Origin of the sequence: Fuscovulum blasticum DSM 2131, from assembly GCF_003034965.1 — a bacterium.
Taxonomy (GTDB): Bacteria; Pseudomonadota; Alphaproteobacteria; order Rhodobacterales; family Rhodobacteraceae; genus Pseudogemmobacter; species Pseudogemmobacter blasticus.
Window position 1 is genome coordinate 65,669 of the sequence record NZ_PZKE01000009.1, and the last position, 17,065, is coordinate 82,733.

The window sequence follows — 17,065 nt, forward strand, 5'->3', positions numbered from 1 at the left end:
GCAGAGAAAAGGGAAGGAAATTCCCCGGTCTGCCGCAGATCAGGCCTGCCGCAGCGCCACCACCGACAGTTGCGGCTTGGCCTGGGTGACGGCGGTGCCGGGCGGAACGCCTTCGGTCAGCCAGACGCCGCCGCCGATGACCGAGCCGCGACCGATGGTGATGCGGCCCAGGATGGCCGCGCCGGCATAGATCACCACATCATCCTCGATCACCGGATGGCGCGGCTGGCCCTTGACCAGTGCGCCGCTCTCATCGGCCTCGAAGCGTTTGGCGCCCAGTGTCACCTGTTGATAGATGCGCACATTGCGCCCGATCACCGAGGTTTCCCCGATCACCACGCCGGTGCCATGGTCGGCAAAGAAGGCCGGCCCGATGCGGGCACCGGGGTGGATGTCGATGCCGGTCACGCTGTGGGAATATTCCGCCATGATCCGCGCGGTCATGGGCGCGCCCAGCCGATACAGCTCATGCGCGATGCGGTGGTGCAGGATGGCCGACACGCCGGGAAAGCAGAACACGATCTCGTCCAGGCTTTTCGCGGACGGGTCGCCGGCATAGGCGGCAGCAATGTCGGTATCGTGCAGGTCGCGGATGCGGACCAGGCTGTCAACGAAGCCTGCCGCCACCACCGCGGCATGGGAGCTGCCGGCCTGGCCGGGGTGGGATTCGGACAGATGCCATTCCCGTTCGACCTGCTGGCGCAGGCGTTGGCGCACCGACCCCAGCATCCGCAGGACATGGGCATCGGTTTCGTCCGGGGTCAGGCCGGGGGGGCCGAAGTGGCGGGGATAGAGCAGCCCGACCACATCCGTCAGCACAGAAATGATCTCGGGCTTCGAGGGCAGAAGCGGGGTTGGCCGGCCGTGATAGCGGCGCTGCTGCGACACGATGCGGATCAGCCGCAACCGTTCCGCGACCGACTCTATTCCGGTCAGTGGCACGGTTTGGGGCCCGGTCAGGGGCCTGTCTTGTGGCGTCCCGTCCATGCGCGTCCTCACGCCTTCCCACCGCTCCAACCGTTGACGCAGCGCTATCGCAAAGCGCCGCCATCGCCAATGGAACGGACTTTCGTATTCAGGGTTCGCCAGAGAAGGTTGTTCTCCGGCACGGGCTCGGCCGCCTCGGGGCCAAGGGCGGCCGACCAGTCGGGCTGTTCGTCCCGCCGCGCCACCAGCGCCCCGCGTTCCCAGGCCTGACGCGGCAGATCCAGCCGGCGGGCGGCGGGAAGTTCCCCGCGCACCTCGGGCCGGGCCAGCAACCAGCCCGCCCGGGCCTCAAGGCGGCCGAAGCCGATCAGCAGGAAACTGTCGAACACCTCGTCCAGCGCCTTGAGCCGCCACAGAAGCGGCGCCAGCAGGGTGTCCAGCAGGCTGAACCCGGAGCCAGAGGTTGCCTGCGCCGATGCCAGAAGCGTCTCGATCCGGGTCAGGCGGCTGCGCAGCAGGTGGATCGCCAGATCCAGTTCGCGCGGGGCCTTGGCGTTGCAAACCTGATCCAGCACGGGAAACACCGTCCTGACCAGCGCCAGACCTTCGCGATGTTCGGCCCGGCGGACCGGGTCGCGGGGGTGCAGCGGCTGGTCGGGGTGCAGATCCTCGGTCAGATCCAGCATCGCCAGCGGATCGCGCAGCACGACCTGCGGCTGCGCCGCGCGGCGGCAGGTCAGCCGCAGCGCTGTGTCATCTGCCAGATCGACCGGCTGGCGCAGCGGCACCCGCTCCAGCGAGGTGCCGCGCACCGCCAGCGAGATTGCCACCGCCTGTGCCAGCGGGTGGCCCTCCGGGGCGGCCAGGCTGAGCGATGGCGCGGTCATTCTGCGGCCACGCGCTGCGCCCCGGCCGCCGCCAGCGCCTGATCCAGATCGGCAAGGATGTCGTCGATATGCTCGATCCCGACCGACAGCCGCACATAGCCCGCCGTCACCCCGGTTTTCGCCTGATCCTCGGCGGTCAACTGGCTGTGGGTGGTCGAGGCCGGATGAATGGCCAGACTGCGCGCATCGCCGATATTGGCAACGTGGTAGAACAGCTTGAGCGCGTCGATGAAGCGGCGGCCCGCCTGTTGCCCGGAAGCCAGTTCAAAGCCCACCAATCCGCCATAGCCGCCGCGCAGCACCGCATCGGCGCGGTTGCGGGCAATCCCTGTTTGCAGTCCGGGGTAGATCACGCGCGAAACCTCGGGCCGTCCGGCCAGCCATTCGGCCACGCGGGCGGCATTGCTGCTGTGCCGTTCGATCCGCAGCGGCAGCGTTTCAAGGCCTTGCAACGTCTGCCAGGCGTTGAACGGCGACAGCGCCGCGCCCAGATCGCGCAGCAGCGTGGTGCGGGCCTTGATGATATAAGCCACCGGCCCCAGCGGTTTCGTCGCCTCGACCCAGACCGCGCCGTGATAGCTGGCATCCGGCGTGTTCAGCGCCGGCTGGCGTTGCGGATGCGCCGCCCAGTCGAAGGTGCCGCCATCGACGATCAGCCCGCCGATGCTGGTGCCATGCCCGCCCAGATACTTGGTCGAGGAATAGACCACGATCGCCGCGCCATGATCGAAGGGCCGCGCAAGCAGCGGGGCGGCGGTATTGTCCACGATCAGCGGAATCCCCAGCGGACGGCCCAGATCGGCCACCTCGCGGATCGGGAACACCTCGAGCTTGGGGTTGGGCAGGGTTTCGGCATACCAGGCGCGGGTGCGGTCATCGCTGGCGCGGACAAAGGCATGTGGATCGCGCGGATCGACGAAGCGCACCTCGATGCCCTGATCCTTCAGCGTATTGGCAAACAGGTTCCAGGTGCCGCCGTACAGGTCGGTCGAGGACACGATGTTGTCGCCCGCCCGCGCCAGGTTCTGGATCGCGAAGGCCGAGGCCGCCTGACCCGAGGCCACCGCCAGCGCGGCAACCCCGCCTTCCAGCGCGGCGATGCGCTGTTCCAGCACATCGGTCGTGGGGTTGCCGATGCGGGTATAGATATTGCCCAGCTCGGCCAGCGAGAACAGCGCGGCGGCATGGTCCGTGTCGCGGAACTGGTAGCTGGTGGTCTGGTAGATCGGCACCACGACCGACCCGGTGGCGGGGTCGGCCCGATAGCCGGCGTGAAGGGCAAGGGTCTCGGGGTTCAGGGTCATGGCTGTTTCCTTCAAAGTTCGGTTGTTGTCGGTTCGCCCAGTCCCAGCGTCAGCCGGACCGTCCAGTTCATCAGCGCGGCCGCCAGGATCAGATCGACGATCTCAAGGTCGTCGAGCCGCTCTTCCTCAAGCCGCCAGATCTCGCGGCGGGTCAGGCCGGGGGGCACCGCGCTTAGCGCCCCGGCGGCGCTGACAATGGCCCCCAGCCGCCCGGTCAGCGGCGAGGGAAGCCCCTCTTCCAGCAGCACCCGCACCTCTCGCGGGCGTTTCAGCCCTTGCACGGCGGCCTGTGCCTGTTCGGCCGTCTGTGCAAAGCAGCCCAGCCGCCGGGCCACCGCCGCAGCCGCCAGCGCGCGTTCCCCCGGGGCAAGCCCGGCGCGGCCACCGTCCTGCACCGCCTGCGTCAGGGCGGTTGCTGCCGCATGTGCGTTGCCCGCGCGGGAAAACAGCCGGTCCGAGGCCGCGATGCCCGCGCCGCCGCCCGGTTCAAGCCAGGGCAACCAGCCGACCGGCGCGCGATCAAAGGCGGTCGGGCGCCGGTTGGCAGGGCGATGCAGCACGGTGTCAGCCATCGGCCGCGGCCCCTATTCGGCGGCCAGCAGGCTGGCCTGCCGGGCGGCAAGATAGCTGCGCAGCCCGGCCACCACCCGAACCTGGAAGCTGACCAGCCCGATCACCTGCGTCAGCACGACAATGCCATCCCGGGTCCATCCGGCGCTGAGCAGCGCCTCCAGCGCCTCGGGGCCGGCATCGCGCGGATGCAGCGCCAGAAGGTGGGCATGTTCCAGCGCCGCTGACAGCCGCTCGCCAAGCTCAAGCCGGGTCGCGTCATCGACAACATAGACCGGCCCGTCCAGGCTTTCGGCCGACAGCGGGCCTTCGGGAAAGGCGCCATAGGGGCCGGGATGGGCGCTGCCATCGGCCTCATGCGCAATCAGGCGGGCCAGCGGCGCCAGGGCCGGATCGGTCTGGCGCAGCAGGGCCAGGAAATGCGCCCGTGTCTCGGGTTCGTCCTGCAGGGCGGCCACGAAGGCCGCGACCGCGCGGCGCTCCAGCAGCGAGACAGGGCCGGCCACCTCGGGGAACAGCAGCAGTTGATAGCAGCGTTCCGACTGCGCCCGCGCCTCGGGCCGGGCGCGGAAGGCACGGCCGACCGGGCTGCCCGGGGCCACACCGGCCAGACGTTCGATCAGGGTCAGGTCATGGTGGGTCATCTTGGGTATGCCTTCATGCCGGTTGCGGTGGTGTTGTCCCCTCAAGGTTGCATGGAGCGGCATAAAAGACGATAAAACAGAGCGTGTTTTTTGCGGGCTGTTTGGGGAAGGATCATGTCCGACCGGGCGATGCCAGAGATGGAAGTCGCCGCCGGCGGTTCCCACCCGGCGAATCGCCTCAGTCCAGACGGCCAAGCCTGGGTTGCAGTTGCAGCTCCGCCGCGCGCAGGGCGGGCAACAGCACGTCAGGCACCGAAGCCGCGAACCCGGCCCGGGCCAGCCGTTGCAGGGCAACGGCAAGCAGTTGATCTTCGCTCAGCAGCCAGGGCGGCGGCAGGATCAGCAGGCGGCGGGCGCGCTGCATCGCCCCGTCCCGCCCCCACAGGATATCGGCCTTCGGCCCGGCGAAACGCACCGACCAGCCCACCTGAAAGGCCGGCGCCAAAGCGGCGGCCAGCGCGGGGCGCCGGGCCAGAAACCGGGCACGGCAGGGCCGGGTCAGCAGCCACAGCGCAAGGCCTTGGGCAGGTCGGCGTGTGCTGACGCTGGCTTCCATCATTGCTGCCCTGCCCCTGATCCGCGACACGGAACGGCAGGCCGGCCCCCGTGCGGCCGGCCTGCCTTCTTCTTGCCTGTCATGCCTTTGCCAATCGCCGCACCACGGCGATGAAGCGGTCCACCTCTTCACAGGTGTTGTAGAAGGCCAGCGAGGGGCGCACCGTGGCCTCAAGCCCGAAGCGCCGCAGGATCGGCTGGGCGCAGTGATGCCCGGACCGGACGGCGATCCCTTCATCATTCAGGGCACGGCCCACCTGCTCGGTCGTGTGCCCGTCCAGCACGAAGGACAGGACGCTGGCCTTTTCCGCGGCGGTGCCGATGATCCGCACCCCCTTGATCGGGGCCAGATGCTGCGTGGCATAGGCCAGAAGGTCATGCTCATAGGCGGCAATCGCCTCAAGCCCCAGCTTCTGCACATAATCCAGCGCCGCCCCCAGCCCGACGGCATCGGCGATATTGCCGGTGCCCGCCTCGAACTTGTTAGGCGGCGCCTGGTAGAGGGTTTTCTCGAAGGTCACGTCGGCAATCATGTTGCCCCCGCCCTGCCAGGGCGGGATGGCGTCCAGCACGGCCTTGCGGCCATAGACCACGCCAATTCCCGTGGGGCCAAAGACCTTGTGCCCCGAGAACACGAAGAAATCGGTGCCGATGGCCTGCACGTTGACGCGCAGGTGGCTGACCGACTGCGCCCCGTCCACCACCGTGGTTACCCCGGCGGCCTTGGCCAGCGCCACGATCTGATGCACCGGAACCACGGTGCCAAGCGCGTTCGACACCTGCGTGACCGAGACCAGCTTTGTGCGCGGGGTCAGCAGGCGGGTGTACTCCTCAAGGATCACCTGGCCGGTATCGTCAACCGGGATGACGCGGATCTTCGCCCCCTTGCGTGCGGCCAGCATCTGCCAGGGCACGATGTTGGCGTGATGCTCAAGATGCGAGACGATGATTTCGTCGCCCGCGCCGATATTGGCCTCGCCCCAGGTGTTGGCGATCAGGTTGATCCCCTCGGTCGCGCCGCGGACAAAGACGATCTCTTCGCTTGAGGCGGCTCCCAGGAAGAGCCGCACCTTGTCGCGCGCGCCTTCATAGGCATCGGTCGCGCGGGCGGCCAGTTCATGCGCCGCGCGGTGGATGTTCGAGTTTTCGTGTTCGTAGAACCGGGTCAGCCGGTCGATCACGGCCTTCGGTTTCTGGGTGGTCGCGGCATTGTCAAACCAGACAAGCGGCCGCCCGTTCACCCGTTCCTGCAGGATCGGGAAATCGCGGCGGACGGCGTTGACATCCAGCCCGTGAAACGGGGCCGAGGCAGGGGCCGCCCTGGGGGTTGCGGGGGCGAAATAGTAATCCGCGCCCGGCGCGGCAGGCCGTGGCGGCTCCGCCAGAAGATGCGCCAGATCGCCCTGCCCCGGCAGGCCGAAGCCTTGCGCCGAAACAAGGTCTGGTCCGGGCGGCACCGTCGAAGCCGGGGCCGCGGGTGTGCCGGCCAGGAAGTAATAGGCTGGGACAGGAGGGTGCGCGGCCGGGGCCGGGGTCGAAACCGGGGCGGCAGCCGGGGCCGGAACGCCCAGCGAATGGCCCCCGAAGCGGCCATTGATGGCGGGCGGCGCGATGGCGGCCAGATCGGGCAACCCGTTCACCGCCACCGCCTTGGGAACCAGCGCCGGGGCCGAAGCGACCCCGGCCACCGCCGATTGCGGCGAGGTTGGCGCCAGATTTCCCCCCGGCACCAGCGCCCCCGGCAGCGCCGGCCCCTTGGCAAAGGGGCCAGGGTTCAGCCCGCCGGGCAGCGGATCTTCGGGCACCGGGTTTGAAGGCAGCACGTTGCCCCCGCCGCCGGGCAGCGCGGCAAAGACCTGTGCCGCAAGCTGCGTCAGCGTGGCCACATCCGGCAGCCCGGCCGCCCCCGGATCATGTCCGGTAGGTGTCGGGATAGTCATGGAATTTTCCGATCTCAACATCTTCAAGCACGGCCAGCGCATCGGGGGATTGCACCACGAGGCTGCAGTAAAGGCTGATCAGGTATGAGGCGATGGCCGCCCGGTTGATGCCCATGAAGCGCACCGACAGACCCGGCGACTGTTCCCCCGCAAGACCGGGCTGATACAGCCCGATCACGCCCTGACGCTTGTCGCCCACGCGCAGCAGCAGGATCTTGGTCTTGCCGCCCACCACGGGAATCTTGTCCGACGGCACCAGCGGCAGCCCGCGCCATGTCAGGAACTGCGAGCCGAACAGGCTGACGGTCGGCGGCGGCACGCCGCGGCGGGTACATTCGCGCCCGAAAGCGGCAATGGCATCGGGGTGCGCCAGAAAGAAGGCCGGTTCCTTCCAGACCTTGGCGATCAACAGATCCAGATCGTCGGGCGTGGGGGCGCCGGTGCGGGTCTTGAGCACCTGCCCCTGCGCGACATTGGCCAGAAGCCCGTAGTCCGGGTTGTTGATCAACTGGCCTTCCTGGGTTTCCTTGATCGTCTCGATTGCCAGCCGAAGCTGTTCCTTCACTTGGTCGAAGGGGCTGGAATACAGGTCCGAAACCCGCGTATGCACATCCAGCACCGTCGAGACAGCATTCAGGAAATACTCGCGCGGTTTCTCGTCATAGTTCACGAACGTGGTCGGCAGGTCCGATTCATCGCGGCCCGCGCAGGCCACCTCGACGTTCTCGGGGTTCTTCACCGTGTTCAGCCGGTAGATGCCCGCTTCAACCGGCACCCATTGCAGCAGATGCACCAGCCAGCGCGGGCTGATCGTCGGCAGGATGGGGGCGGTCTTGGTCGCATTGGCAAGCTGGCGCGCGGCGTTGTCGCTCAGCGCAGCCTGCGGAAGAAATTCAGCCATGTCTGTCTTGGGCTCCTTTGGGGGTCACAGGGGTAAGAACGGTGGTGGCGACGCCGGGCCGGGGCGGGGCGGGCAGGCGCAAGGCGCGGGCATGGCCGCCCTGCCCGCCCGCGGCTGCCGCCGCATCGCTGGCCCGCCTGGCCGGGCGCAAACGTCACGACAGCGCGGCCAGCAGCAGCGCGACGGCGACGTAGCCAAGGCCAAGCGCCAGAGCCACGACCTGCGCCCCGCGCGAGGCCTGCGGTTCGATCTCGTCCGGCTCGCCTGCAAGCAGGGCCACAAATTGGGGGTCGTAACCGTTCCAGTACATGTGATGTCCTTTCTTGCCTTGGCCCCGGGCGGGATGAAGCGGAATGCCGGGCCGTCAAGAAAAGACTATTCGACTGGTCGTGATTTATCTTTCCAAAGACACAGGTCTTTCAAGAAGACCGTTCTCCTGAAGCGACCGCCGCCTGCGGTTTCATCCTAAAAATGCTGTCGGGACGATCGGCCGCAGCCGGCCCGCGATGCAGCAAGGCACGACAGGCGCCAGCCCGGTTGCTGCTTCCGCGCGGGGTCAGGGTTCGGCGCGGATCAGGGCGCAGAGTTCATCGACCTTGCGGTCCAGCAGCGCGCGGTCTGCGCGCGTCTCGACGTTCAGGCGCAACAGGGGTTCGGTGTTCGAGGAGCGCAGGTTGAACCGCCACACCCCCATGTCCAGCGAGAGCCCGTCGGTTTCGTCGCGCCCGCGGGCCCCGGCGGCATAGGCGGCATCCACCCGCGCCCGGATGGCTGCCGGGTCTGCGACGACAAAGTTGATCTCACCCGAGGACGGGAACGCCGCGCGGCGGGCCGCGACCAGCGACGCCAGCGACTGGCCCGACCGGCCCATCAGCTCGATCACCAGAAGCCAGGGGATCATGCCGCTGTCGCAGCAGACGAAATCGCGGAAGTAGTGATGCGCCGACATCTCGCCGCCATAGACGGCATCATGGTCGCGCAGCGCGGCCTTCAGGAAGGCATGTCCGGTGCGCGACTGGATCGCGGTGCCGCCGGCCTGGGCCACCACGTCGCGCGTGTTCCAGATCACCCGCGGATCGTGGATGATGCGCGCACCCGGTTCGCGGGCCAGGAAGGCCGCGGCCAGCAGGCCGACGATGTATTCGCCGTCGATGAACCGGCCCTCGGCATCGAAGAAGAAACAGCGGTCGAAATCCCCGTCCCAGGCAACCCCAAGGTCCGCCCCGGCCGCGCGAACGGCTTCGGCGGTGACAGGCTGGTTCTCGGGCAGCAGCGGGTTGGGAATGCCGTTCGGAAAGCTGCCGTCCGGCTCATGGTGCATCCGCAGGATCTGGAGCGGTGCGCCCCGTGCGGACAGGGCCGCCGCGATGGCATCGAAGGTCGGGCCGGCCGCGCCATTGCCGGCATTGACCACGATCTTCAACGGCCGCAGCGCCGCCACATCGACAAATTTCAGCACGGTTTCAACATAGGCGGCCCGCGCCGTTGCGGCGACATCGACCCGCCGGCCACCGGCCCGCGCGGGGCCAAAATCATCGGCCTCGGCCAAGGCCCGGATCGCGGCAAGCCCGGTGGCGCTGTCCAGCGGCGCCGACCCTGCTCGCACCATCTTCATCCCGTTGTAATCCATCGGGTTATGCGAGGCGGTGACCTCGATCCCGCCGTCGGCACCGAAGAAGGTGACGGCGTGATACATCTCCTCGGTCCCGCACAGGCCAAGGTCCAGCACTTCGACGCCCTCGTCGATCAGCGCCCCGGAAACGGCGGCGGCCAGCTCCTCGCTTGAGGCGCGGATGTCGCGGCCCAGCACCACACGCCGCGCCGTCAACGCCCGCGCAAAGCCGCGGCCAATCCGGCGGGCAATCCCGACATCCAGATTGTCGCCCAGCCGCCCGCGCACGTCATAGGCCTTGAAACAGGTCAGCGTCGCCATCAGCCCTTCGCCCCCTGACCCCGGGCGTAGATGTCGTCGTAGCGCACGATGTCATCTTCCCCCAGATAGCTGCCGGTCTGCACCTCGATCAGCACCATCGGCACCTTGCCGGGGTTTTCCATCCGGTGAACGGCCCCAAGCGGAATGTAGACCGACTGGTTCTCGCCCAGAAGCTGCACCTTGTCGTCCACCGTGACCCGCGCCGTGCCTTCGACCACGATCCAGTGTTCCGACCTGTGATGGTGGCTTTGCAGGCTGAGCGCCGCGCCCGGATTGACGACGATCCGCTTGACCTGGAAGCGCGGGCCAAGGACCAGCGTTTCATACCAGCCCCAGGGACGATAGTCGCGCGGCAGGGTTTCGGCCTGGCGCTGGCCACGCGCCTTCAGCAGATCGACCGCCTTCTTCACATCCTGCGCCCGGTCCTTCGGCGCCACCAGCACGGCATCCGGCATGGCCACGGCAATCATGTTGTCCAGCCCGATCCCGATCAGCACCTGGCCCTCGGATTCCGCGCGCAACAGCGTGTCATGGCAGTCGATCGCCGCGGCCGGGCCGGACAGCGCCACCCCGTCGGCATCTGTCGGCTGTTCGCGCCAGACGGCATCCCAATCGCCCAGGTCGGACCAGCCGGCCGAGAAGGGCACCACGGCCAGATTGGGCGCCTTTTCCATCACGGCATAATCAACCGAGATCGAGGGCGCCTGTGCAAAGGCCGCAGGGTCAAGCCGCAGGAAGCCAAGGTCGGCGCGGGCGGCGGCCAGCGACCGCTCGACCGGGGCCAGGACATCGGGCGCATCTTGGCGGAAGGCGGCCACCAGATCAGAGGCCCGAGCCAGGAAGATTCCGGCATTCCAGAGGAAGTTGCCCGAAGCCAGCATGGCCCTTGCGCGGTCTGCCTCGGGCTTTTCGACAAAGCGCAGCAGATCGACGGGGGCCCCGTCTGCCCCCGGACGGGCCGCAAGTTCCAGATAGCCATAGCCTGTCTCGGGCCGGTCGGGGGTGATGCCGAACGTCACGATCTTGCCCTGTGCCGCCGCCGCCCGCCCCCGCGCCACGGCATCGCCGAAGGCCGCGCTGTCAGGGATGGAATGGTCCGACGGGGCGATCAGCACGATCGGATCGGGCGCATCCGGGTTCCGCGACACCAGTGCCAGAACGGCCGCCAGAATGGCCGGCGCCGTGTTGCGCGGTTCGGGTTCGATCAGAATCGTGCCGGGGCGGATGCCCACCTCGGCCAGTTGTTCGGTGACGATGAAACGGAAGTCGGACCCCGTGACGATCGTCGGCGCCGCAAACCCGCCTTGCCCGAACCGCAGCGCGGCCTGCTGGAACAGCGATCTGTCCCCCAGAATCTGCGCGAACTGCTTGGGATACGACTTGCGCGACAACGGCCAGAGCCGGGTTCCCGAGCCGCCGCAAAGGATGATGGGACAGACTTGGTCAGGTTCGGTCATGCTTTTCACACAAGCGCGATTTCCGCATCAAATCAAGGCCGCAAGCCCCCTGCCCCGCGATCATGGCGAAAGCCTGCGTCGGTTGCGGGGGGCCACGCCCCTCACCGGCAGCACCACAGGCAGCGCCTTGCAGATCCATCCCGGCGCGGTGATGCGGCGGCCCTTTGCCTCAGGCCCACTTGCCTTCGAAATCTGCCGGGACCAGCAGGTTCTGCGGGCCAAGATGCGCCACGTCGCGTTCGCCGCACAGGGCCATGGTGACATCCAGCTCCTTGCGGATCACCTCCAGCGCCTTGGTCACGCCGGCCTCGCCCATGGCGCCCAGGCCGTGAATGAAGGCGCGGCCGATCATCGTGCCGGTCGCCCCCAGAGCCAGCGCCTTCAGCACGTCCTGCCCCGAGCGGATGCCGCTGTCGAGCCAGATCTCGGTCTTGCCACCGATCGCCCGCACGATGGACGGCAGCATCCGGATCGACGACAGCGCGCCGTCCAGTTGCCGCCCGCCGTGGTTCGACACCACGATGGCATCGGCCCCTGCGTCCACCGCCATCTGCGCATCCTCGGCGTCAAGGATGCCCTTCAGCACCAGCTTGCCGCCCCACTGATCGCGGATGCGGGTCACCTTCGACCAGTCAAGCCTGAGGTCGAACTGCTCGTTCGTCCAGGCCGACAGGTCGGCCAGGTTGGTCACGCCCTTCACATGGCCCACGATGTTGCGGAACTGCCGGCGCGGGGTTTTCAGCATCCCCAGCGACCAGCGCGGCTTGGTGGCCATGTTCAGGATGTTCGGCAAGGTCAGGCGCGGCGGGCTGGTCAGCCCGTTCTTCAGATCCTTGTGCCGCTGCCCGATGATCTGCAGGTCCAGCGTCAGCACCAGCGCGCTGCATTTCGCCGCCCGGGCGCGTTCGATGATGCGGTCCACGAAATCCTCGTCCCGCATGACGTAAAGCTGGAACCAGAACGGATCGGGGCTCGCCGCCGCCACATCCTCAATCGAACAGATCGACATGGTGGACAGGGTGAAGGGCACGCCGAACCTTGCCGCTGCCCGCGCGGCCAGGATTTCGCCGTCAGGATGCTGCATCCCGGTGCTGCCCACCGGCGCCAGCGCCACCGGCATCGTAACTGTCTGGCCCAGCATCCTGCCCGACAGAACCCGGTCCGACAGATCACGCGCCACCCGCTGCCGCAGCCGGATCAGCGAGAAATCCGCGCTGTTGTCGCGGAAGGTCTGCTCGGTATAGCTGCCGCTTTCGCAGTAATCCCAGAACATCCGCGGCGTCCGCTTCCGGTGCAGGCGCTTGAGGTCTTCGATGCAGGTGATCACAGGCATGCACGGCTCCTTCGCGGGCTGTCTTCCGCCTGTTACCAACGGTGCAACGGCGCGTCTATGGGGAGCGGGGGGTGGGGGATGGGCGGGGAGCGGACGGTCAATGCGAACGTGCGCGCTCAGACTACCGGCTTAACCTGAGCAGATTCAGATGGGCATCACAAAACGGCACGCTCGAGCAAGCATAATTTGCCACACTGAAAAATATGCTTGCAACGGCCCATTTTAGCAAGCATATTTTGCAACATAATTGCAAGCATGGAGTGTTCTATGATTGAGACCCCACAAAGTAAGGGTGGCAAGGTTCGCGCGGAAAAGCTGTCGCCGGAAGAACGTCAAGCGATTGCCAGTGCGAGCGCAAAGGCTCGTTGGGCTAAGGCGAAAGACGAGGGCTCTCCTCCGAAGGCAACCCATCGTGGCACGCTCAGGATCGGGGATTCTGAGATCCCTTGCGCAGTTCTTGAGGATGGAAGGCGCGTTCTGTCGGAGACCGGAGTTACATTGGCCCTTGGCTCTCGAAGCGGTGGCTCAAAGAGGATCAAAAAGGCAGAGGAAGCTACGGGTTCTGCTTTACCTGTTTTTGTGGCACCTGCGAATATCCGACCCTTCATCAAAGAGGAACTCATAACGGGAGCACTTAAGCCGATCCTTTACAAGGATGGGCGGCGGCACGTTGTCGGTTACGATGCGTCCGTGCTCACAAAGGTCTGCGACGTTTGGTTGGCTGCCCGCGAGGCCGGAGCGCTTCAGAAACAGCAGCTTGACCGTGCGCAGAAGGCTGAGGTTCTGATACGAGCGCTTGCCGACATTGCTATTGTCGCCTTGGTCGATGAGGCAACCGGATTCCAGTATGAGCGCGAGAAAGATGAACTGAGCAAGTTGCTTGCTCTTTACCTATCCGAGGAGAGGCTTTCGTGGGCAAAGCGTTTTCCGAACGAATTCTATCATCAGATCTATCGGTTGCGTGGCTGGGAGCTACCAGTTGGGCGAGCCAAAACACCACTTCTCGGTCAAATCACCAATGATATCGTTTACGAGCGTTTGCCTGAGGGTGTTTTGGCGAGATTGCGCGAGCTCAACCCCACTGACGAGGCAAGCAAGCGCCGGAAGTGGAAGCACCACCAGTTTCTTTCGGAGGAGGTCGGACAGACTGATCTCCGTGACCACATTCTGCAGATCTTGCCCATCATGAAAATCTCCAAGAACTGGGCAGCCTTCATGAAGCACCTGAACATCGCGTTCCCAAAGCCTCACTCCCAGATCGAGCTTGACCTTGAGGACGGCGACTGAAACTCAGCGGCGATGCCGAGTTGATCTCCAAGCTTGATAGTTGGCGGTCATCTCGGCTCGGCCTCGCCTCAGTTTCCTTAAGCATCCCGCCAATTCGCCACCGATAGACCTTGACCAGATCTGGCCCGCCCAGCGCCTGCAAGATTTCGCTCAGCTTGCGTCCGATCCTCGTGAACCTCAACGAGAAGACTCGCCCTCAACCGCGCGGCAGACCGAAATCAGGCAGCTTTGTGCTAGTAGGTCATTGAGATCGGTCAGGCTAGAACGACCTAATGCGGCTGCGCCCAGCATCTGATGCGAGCGTCCGCTCTGGGCCAACTTACACCGCCCTCCGCTCCCTCGCCTCAGGCCGAATGCGCGCCTGCGGCCAGGGCGGCCACCTTGGTCAGCACTTCGGCCACGGGTTTGCCTTCGCCGATGTCCTTGACGATGGCAGAGCCCACCACGCAGCCATCGGCGATGCCGGCAATCGAGCGGGCGGAGTCCGGGGTGTTGATGCCGAAGCCCACGATGACCGGCAGGTCGGTAGAGCGTTTGATCCGGGCCACTTCCGGCGCCACATCGGCCGCCTGTGCGGCCGCCGCGCCGGTGATGCCGGTGATCGAGACGTAATAGACGAAGCCGCTGGTGTTCTGCAGCACCTTGGGCAGGCGCTTGTCGTCGGTGGTGGGCGTGGCCAGCCGGATGAAGTTCAGCCCCGCCTTCTGCGCCGGCAGGCACAGTTCGTCATCTTCCTCGGGCGGCAGGTCCACCACGATCAGCCCGTCGATCCCGGCCTCGGTCGCGTCTTTCAGGAAGCGGTCCACGCCGCGGGAATAGATCGGGTTGTAATAGCCCATCAGCACGATCGGGGTGGTCTTGTCGCCGTCGCGGAAGGCGCGGACCATGGCCAGCACGCGGTCCATCGTCATGCCGCCTTCCAGCGCCCGCTGGCCCGCGGCCTGGATGGTGGGGCCATCGGCCATCGGGTCGGTAAAGGGCATCCCCAGTTCGATGATGTCGACGCCCGCGCCGGGCAGGCCCTTCATCACGGCAAGCGAGGTTGCCTCATCCGGGTCGCCGCCCATGATATAGGCGACGAAGGCCTTCTTCCCCTGCGATTTCAGTCGCGCGAAGGTATCGTCGATCCTGGTCATGGCCGTCCCCGTAGCACCTGTGCGCCTTGGGGTTTCGCACGGGCGCACGGGAAAGATCAATGGCCCTCAGCCCTGCCGCCAGGGGGCCGAGATCATCCAGTGTGTTCCGAACCTGTCCTTCAGCATCCCGAAGCCGTCGGACCAGAAGGTCGGGGCAAACTCCATGATCACCTCGCCCCCTTCGGCAAGGGCCGCGAACACCCGCTTTGCGTCGGGCACCGAGCCGGCGATATGGCTGACCGAAACCGCCTGCTGCGGATCGCCCTTGAATCCCGGCGGGAAATCAGAGGCCAGCAGCATCCGCCCGTCCGTCAACAGCATCCCATGCATGATGCCGTCCGAAGCCTTCATTTCGGCCGTCGCGTCGGGCGCATCGCCATAGCCCATCAGTTGCAACTCGCCGCCGAACACGGCCTGATAGGCCGTCATCGCCGCACGGCAGTTGCCCTGAAAATGCAGGTAGGGGTCGAAGGGCATGGCGGGATACTCCTGTAAACACGTTACGCCACCAGCCTAGCCCTGAGGGGCTGAGTCGGAGAACTTGATCCTTCGCCCGCCCGCCCGTAGAAGCGGCCCGTCGCCAATGGAGGGCAAGATGGGTTTCAAGATGGGCATCGTGGGGCTGCCGAACGTGGGCAAGTCCACCCTCTTCAACGCGCTGACCCGCACGGCGGCGGCGCAGGCGGCGAATTTCCCGTTCTGCACCATCGAACCCAATGTGGGCGAGGTGGCGGTTCCCGACCCGCGGCTGGAGGTTCTGGCGAAGATTGCCGGATCGAAGCAGATCATCCCCACCCGGATGACCTTTGTCGATATCGCCGGCCTGGTGCGCGGCGCGTCCAAGGGCGAAGGTCTGGGCAACCAGTTCCTGGCCAATATCCGCGAATGTGACGCCATCGCCCATGTGCTGCGCTGTTTCGAAGACGGCGACATCACCCATGTCGAAGGCCGCATCGACCCGGTGGCCGATGCCGAGACCATCGAGACCGAGCTGATGCTGGCCGACCTTGATTCGATCGAGCGGCGCCGCGCGAACCTAGCCCGCAAGATCAAGGGCGGCGACAAGGACAGTCTGGATCAGGACCGGCTGCTGGCCCAGGCCGAAGCGGCGCTGAGCCAGGGACAGCCGGCGCGCACCATCAAGGTGGCGGAAGACGATGCGCGGGCCTGGCGGCTGCTGCAACTGCTGACCGCGAAGCCGGTGCTTTATGTCTGCAACGTCGAGGAAGCCTCGGCCGCCACCGGCAACAGCCAGTCGGCCCGCGTGGCCGAGATGGCGGCGAAGCAGGGCGCCGGCACCGTTGTGATCTCGGCCCGGATCGAAGAGGAACTGGCGCAGCTTCCCGAAGAAGAGGCGGCGGTGTTCCTGGAAGAGATGGGCCTGCACGAAGCCGGCCTTGACCGGCTGATCCGGGCCGGCCACGAACTCTTGGGCCTGCAGACCTATTTCACCGTCGGCCCCAAGGAAGCGCGGGCCTGGACCATCGCCAAGGGCACGCTGGCGCCGCAGGCGGCTGGCGTCATCCATGGCGATTTCGAAAAGGGCTTCATCCGCGCCGAAACGGTGGCCTATGACGACTATGTTGCCGGCAAGGGCGAGGCCGGCGCCAAGGAAGCCGGCAAGTTCCGCGTGGAAGGCAAGACCTATGAGGTGAAGGACGGCGACGTCCTGCACTTCCTGTTCAGCGGCTGAAGCCGACCGCAGCCCGACATCACCGCAGCGGACCAGCCCTCGACGTGTTCGGCAGAGGGTTCCCCGTTCCCCATGCGCCCCCTTCCCCAGGGCCGCCGGAGCTTGGCGCGCGCCGGGGCCCGGAGGCTGCGCGCTGTCTTTGACCCAGGATGTGGAAGCTGCGGCAAATCCACCATCCCCCACGCCTTTCCGCTTGCCCCCGCCCGGCTTCCCCAATAAACACGCCGGCGGAGACGTGGCCGAGTGGTCGAAGGCACGCCCCTGCTAAGGGCGCAGACCTCTAAAGGGTCTCGAGGGTTCGAATCCCTTCGTCTCCGCCATTTCCCTGCTAACCCGCTGATACAAAACGATACCGCGGTTCGGGAAGGCCGAAACCCGTGTTGTGGCACCGCGAGGGCACCCCTTACGACCCGGCCCCGCACTCTGCGCAACAGATCCGGGGCGCCGCACAGTTGCGGCTCTTGCAATTTGATCAAATCATCCGGCATAGTGTCTGGC

16 protein-coding genes and 1 tRNA gene are annotated in these 17,065 nt (G+C 66.4%); 3 read left to right on the forward strand and 14 right to left on the reverse strand.

The window, feature by feature from the left end:
• Nucleotides 1–39 precede the first annotated feature (39 nt).
• The 12 genes from C5F44_RS10750 to C5F44_RS10800 form a co-directional block, all read right to left on the reverse strand.
• Complete coding sequence (locus C5F44_RS10750) at nucleotides 40–942, reverse strand: serine O-acetyltransferase (protein ID WP_228156736.1); 903 nt, start codon at nucleotides 940–942, stop codon at nucleotides 40–42.
• Between the two features lie 89 nt (nucleotides 943–1,031).
• On the reverse strand, nucleotides 1,032–1,814 hold the full coding sequence (locus C5F44_RS10755; RefSeq protein WP_107673535.1) for a glutathione S-transferase family protein: 783 nt from the start codon (nucleotides 1,812–1,814) through the stop codon (nucleotides 1,032–1,034).
• Nucleotides 1,811–3,118, reverse strand: coding sequence for an O-acetylhomoserine aminocarboxypropyltransferase/cysteine synthase family protein (locus C5F44_RS10760; RefSeq protein WP_107673536.1), 1,308 nt, complete (start codon nucleotides 3,116–3,118; stop codon nucleotides 1,811–1,813). Before C5F44_RS10760 ends, C5F44_RS10755 begins: the two co-directional genes overlap by 4 nt.
• An 11-nt stretch (nucleotides 3,119–3,129) precedes the next feature.
• Nucleotides 3,130–3,690 (reverse strand): carboxymuconolactone decarboxylase family protein, encoded by a 561-nt coding sequence (locus C5F44_RS10765; RefSeq protein WP_107673537.1) that lies wholly within the window; start codon nucleotides 3,688–3,690, stop codon nucleotides 3,130–3,132.
• A gap of 12 nt (nucleotides 3,691–3,702) precedes the next feature.
• Nucleotides 3,703–4,332: a CMD domain protein gene (locus tag C5F44_RS10770; protein WP_107673538.1), complete on the reverse strand. Its 630-nt coding sequence runs from the start codon at nucleotides 4,330–4,332 to the stop codon at nucleotides 3,703–3,705.
• A 178-nt stretch (nucleotides 4,333–4,510) separates the two neighbouring features.
• Nucleotides 4,511–4,891, reverse strand: coding sequence for a hypothetical protein (locus C5F44_RS10775; protein WP_107673539.1), 381 nt, complete (start codon nucleotides 4,889–4,891; stop codon nucleotides 4,511–4,513).
• A 76-nt stretch (nucleotides 4,892–4,967) separates the two neighbouring features.
• Nucleotides 4,968–6,827 (reverse strand): family 2A encapsulin nanocompartment cargo protein cysteine desulfurase, encoded by a 1,860-nt coding sequence (locus tag C5F44_RS10780; RefSeq protein WP_107673540.1) that lies wholly within the window; start codon nucleotides 6,825–6,827, stop codon nucleotides 4,968–4,970.
• Nucleotides 6,799–7,728, reverse strand: coding sequence for a family 2A encapsulin nanocompartment shell protein (locus tag C5F44_RS10785; RefSeq protein ID WP_107673541.1), 930 nt, complete (start codon nucleotides 7,726–7,728; stop codon nucleotides 6,799–6,801). The genes C5F44_RS10780 and C5F44_RS10785 overlap by 29 nt, the downstream gene beginning before the upstream one ends.
• 154 nt (nucleotides 7,729–7,882) lie before the next feature.
• On the reverse strand, nucleotides 7,883–8,008 hold the full coding sequence (locus C5F44_RS18260; protein WP_268876922.1) for a hypothetical protein: 126 nt from the start codon (nucleotides 8,006–8,008) through the stop codon (nucleotides 7,883–7,885).
• Nucleotides 8,009–8,284: 276 nt separating this feature from the next.
• Entirely contained in the window at nucleotides 8,285–9,661 is a 1,377-nt protein-coding gene (locus C5F44_RS10790; protein WP_107673542.1) for a phosphohexomutase domain-containing protein, read from the reverse strand.
• Nucleotides 9,661–11,118 (reverse strand): mannose-1-phosphate guanylyltransferase/mannose-6-phosphate isomerase, encoded by a 1,458-nt coding sequence (locus tag C5F44_RS10795; RefSeq protein ID WP_107673543.1) that lies wholly within the window; start codon nucleotides 11,116–11,118, stop codon nucleotides 9,661–9,663. The genes C5F44_RS10790 and C5F44_RS10795 overlap by 1 nt, the downstream gene beginning before the upstream one ends.
• 169 nt (nucleotides 11,119–11,287) lie before the next feature.
• Nucleotides 11,288–12,451, reverse strand: a complete 1,164-nt coding sequence (locus tag C5F44_RS10800; RefSeq protein WP_107673544.1) for an alpha-hydroxy acid oxidase — start codon at nucleotides 12,449–12,451, stop codon at nucleotides 11,288–11,290.
• Nucleotides 12,452–12,718: 267 nt separating this feature from the next.
• Between C5F44_RS10800 and C5F44_RS10805 the strand changes: the two genes are divergently transcribed.
• Nucleotides 12,719–13,738 carry a P63C domain-containing protein gene (locus C5F44_RS10805; RefSeq protein WP_107673545.1) on the forward strand — a complete coding sequence of 340 codons (1,020 nt, stop codon included), beginning with the start codon at nucleotides 12,719–12,721 and terminating at the stop codon, nucleotides 13,736–13,738.
• Nucleotides 13,739–14,082: 344 nt separating this feature from the next.
• Here C5F44_RS10805 and trpA read toward each other — a convergent pair whose 3' ends face one another.
• Both trpA and C5F44_RS10815 read right to left on the reverse strand, forming a co-directional pair.
• Entirely contained in the window at nucleotides 14,083–14,874 is a 792-nt protein-coding gene (gene trpA, locus C5F44_RS10810; RefSeq protein WP_107673546.1) for a tryptophan synthase subunit alpha, read from the reverse strand.
• A 66-nt stretch (nucleotides 14,875–14,940) separates the two neighbouring features.
• The gene (locus C5F44_RS10815) at nucleotides 14,941–15,351 is read right to left on the reverse strand and encodes a VOC family protein (RefSeq protein ID WP_107673547.1); all 411 of its coding nucleotides are present in this window, start codon (nucleotides 15,349–15,351) and stop codon (nucleotides 14,941–14,943) included.
• A gap of 118 nt (nucleotides 15,352–15,469) precedes the next feature.
• Between C5F44_RS10815 and ychF the strand changes: the two genes are divergently transcribed.
• Both ychF and C5F44_RS10825 read left to right on the forward strand, forming a co-directional pair.
• On the forward strand, nucleotides 15,470–16,567 hold the full coding sequence (gene ychF / locus C5F44_RS10820; protein WP_107673630.1) for a redox-regulated ATPase YchF: 1,098 nt from the start codon (nucleotides 15,470–15,472) through the stop codon (nucleotides 16,565–16,567).
• A gap of 229 nt (nucleotides 16,568–16,796) precedes the next feature.
• Nucleotides 16,797–16,887, forward strand: a tRNA-Ser gene (locus tag C5F44_RS10825).
• Nucleotides 16,888–17,065: the final 178 nt, after the last annotated feature.

Excerpts from the sequence above, each read along its gene's own strand:
- trpA (WP_107673546.1), bottom strand. The coding sequence starts at position 14,874 with ATGACCAGGATCGACGATACCTTCGCGCGACTGAAATCGCAGGGGAAG.
- C5F44_RS10755 (WP_107673535.1), bottom strand. The coding sequence starts at position 1,814 with ATGACCGCGCCATCGCTCAGCCTGGCCGCCCCGGAGGGCCACCCGCTG.
- C5F44_RS10795 (WP_107673543.1), bottom strand. The coding sequence starts at position 11,118 with ATGACCGAACCTGACCAAGTCTGTCCCATCATCCTTTGCGGCGGCTCG.
- ychF (WP_107673630.1), top strand. The coding sequence starts at position 15,470 with ATGGGTTTCAAGATGGGCATCGTGGGGCTGCCGAACGTGGGCAAGTCC.
- C5F44_RS10775 (WP_107673539.1), bottom strand. The coding sequence starts at position 4,891 with ATGATGGAAGCCAGCGTCAGCACACGCCGACCTGCCCAAGGCCTTGCG.
- C5F44_RS10815 (WP_107673547.1), bottom strand. The coding sequence starts at position 15,351 with ATGCCCTTCGACCCCTACCTGCATTTTCAGGGCAACTGCCGTGCGGCG.
- C5F44_RS10780 (WP_107673540.1), bottom strand. The coding sequence starts at position 6,827 with ATGACTATCCCGACACCTACCGGACATGATCCGGGGGCGGCCGGGCTG.
- C5F44_RS10760 (WP_107673536.1), bottom strand. The coding sequence starts at position 3,118 with ATGACCCTGAACCCCGAGACCCTTGCCCTTCACGCCGGCTATCGGGCC.
- C5F44_RS10785 (WP_107673541.1), bottom strand. The coding sequence starts at position 7,728 with ATGGCTGAATTTCTTCCGCAGGCTGCGCTGAGCGACAACGCCGCGCGC.
- C5F44_RS10790 (WP_107673542.1), bottom strand. The coding sequence starts at position 9,661 with ATGGCGACGCTGACCTGTTTCAAGGCCTATGACGTGCGCGGGCGGCTG.
- C5F44_RS10800 (WP_107673544.1), bottom strand. The coding sequence starts at position 12,451 with ATGCCTGTGATCACCTGCATCGAAGACCTCAAGCGCCTGCACCGGAAG.
- C5F44_RS10805 (WP_107673545.1), top strand. The coding sequence starts at position 12,719 with ATGATTGAGACCCCACAAAGTAAGGGTGGCAAGGTTCGCGCGGAAAAG.
- C5F44_RS10770 (WP_107673538.1), bottom strand. The coding sequence starts at position 4,332 with ATGACCCACCATGACCTGACCCTGATCGAACGTCTGGCCGGTGTGGCC.
- C5F44_RS10765 (WP_107673537.1), bottom strand. The coding sequence starts at position 3,690 with ATGGCTGACACCGTGCTGCATCGCCCTGCCAACCGGCGCCCGACCGCC.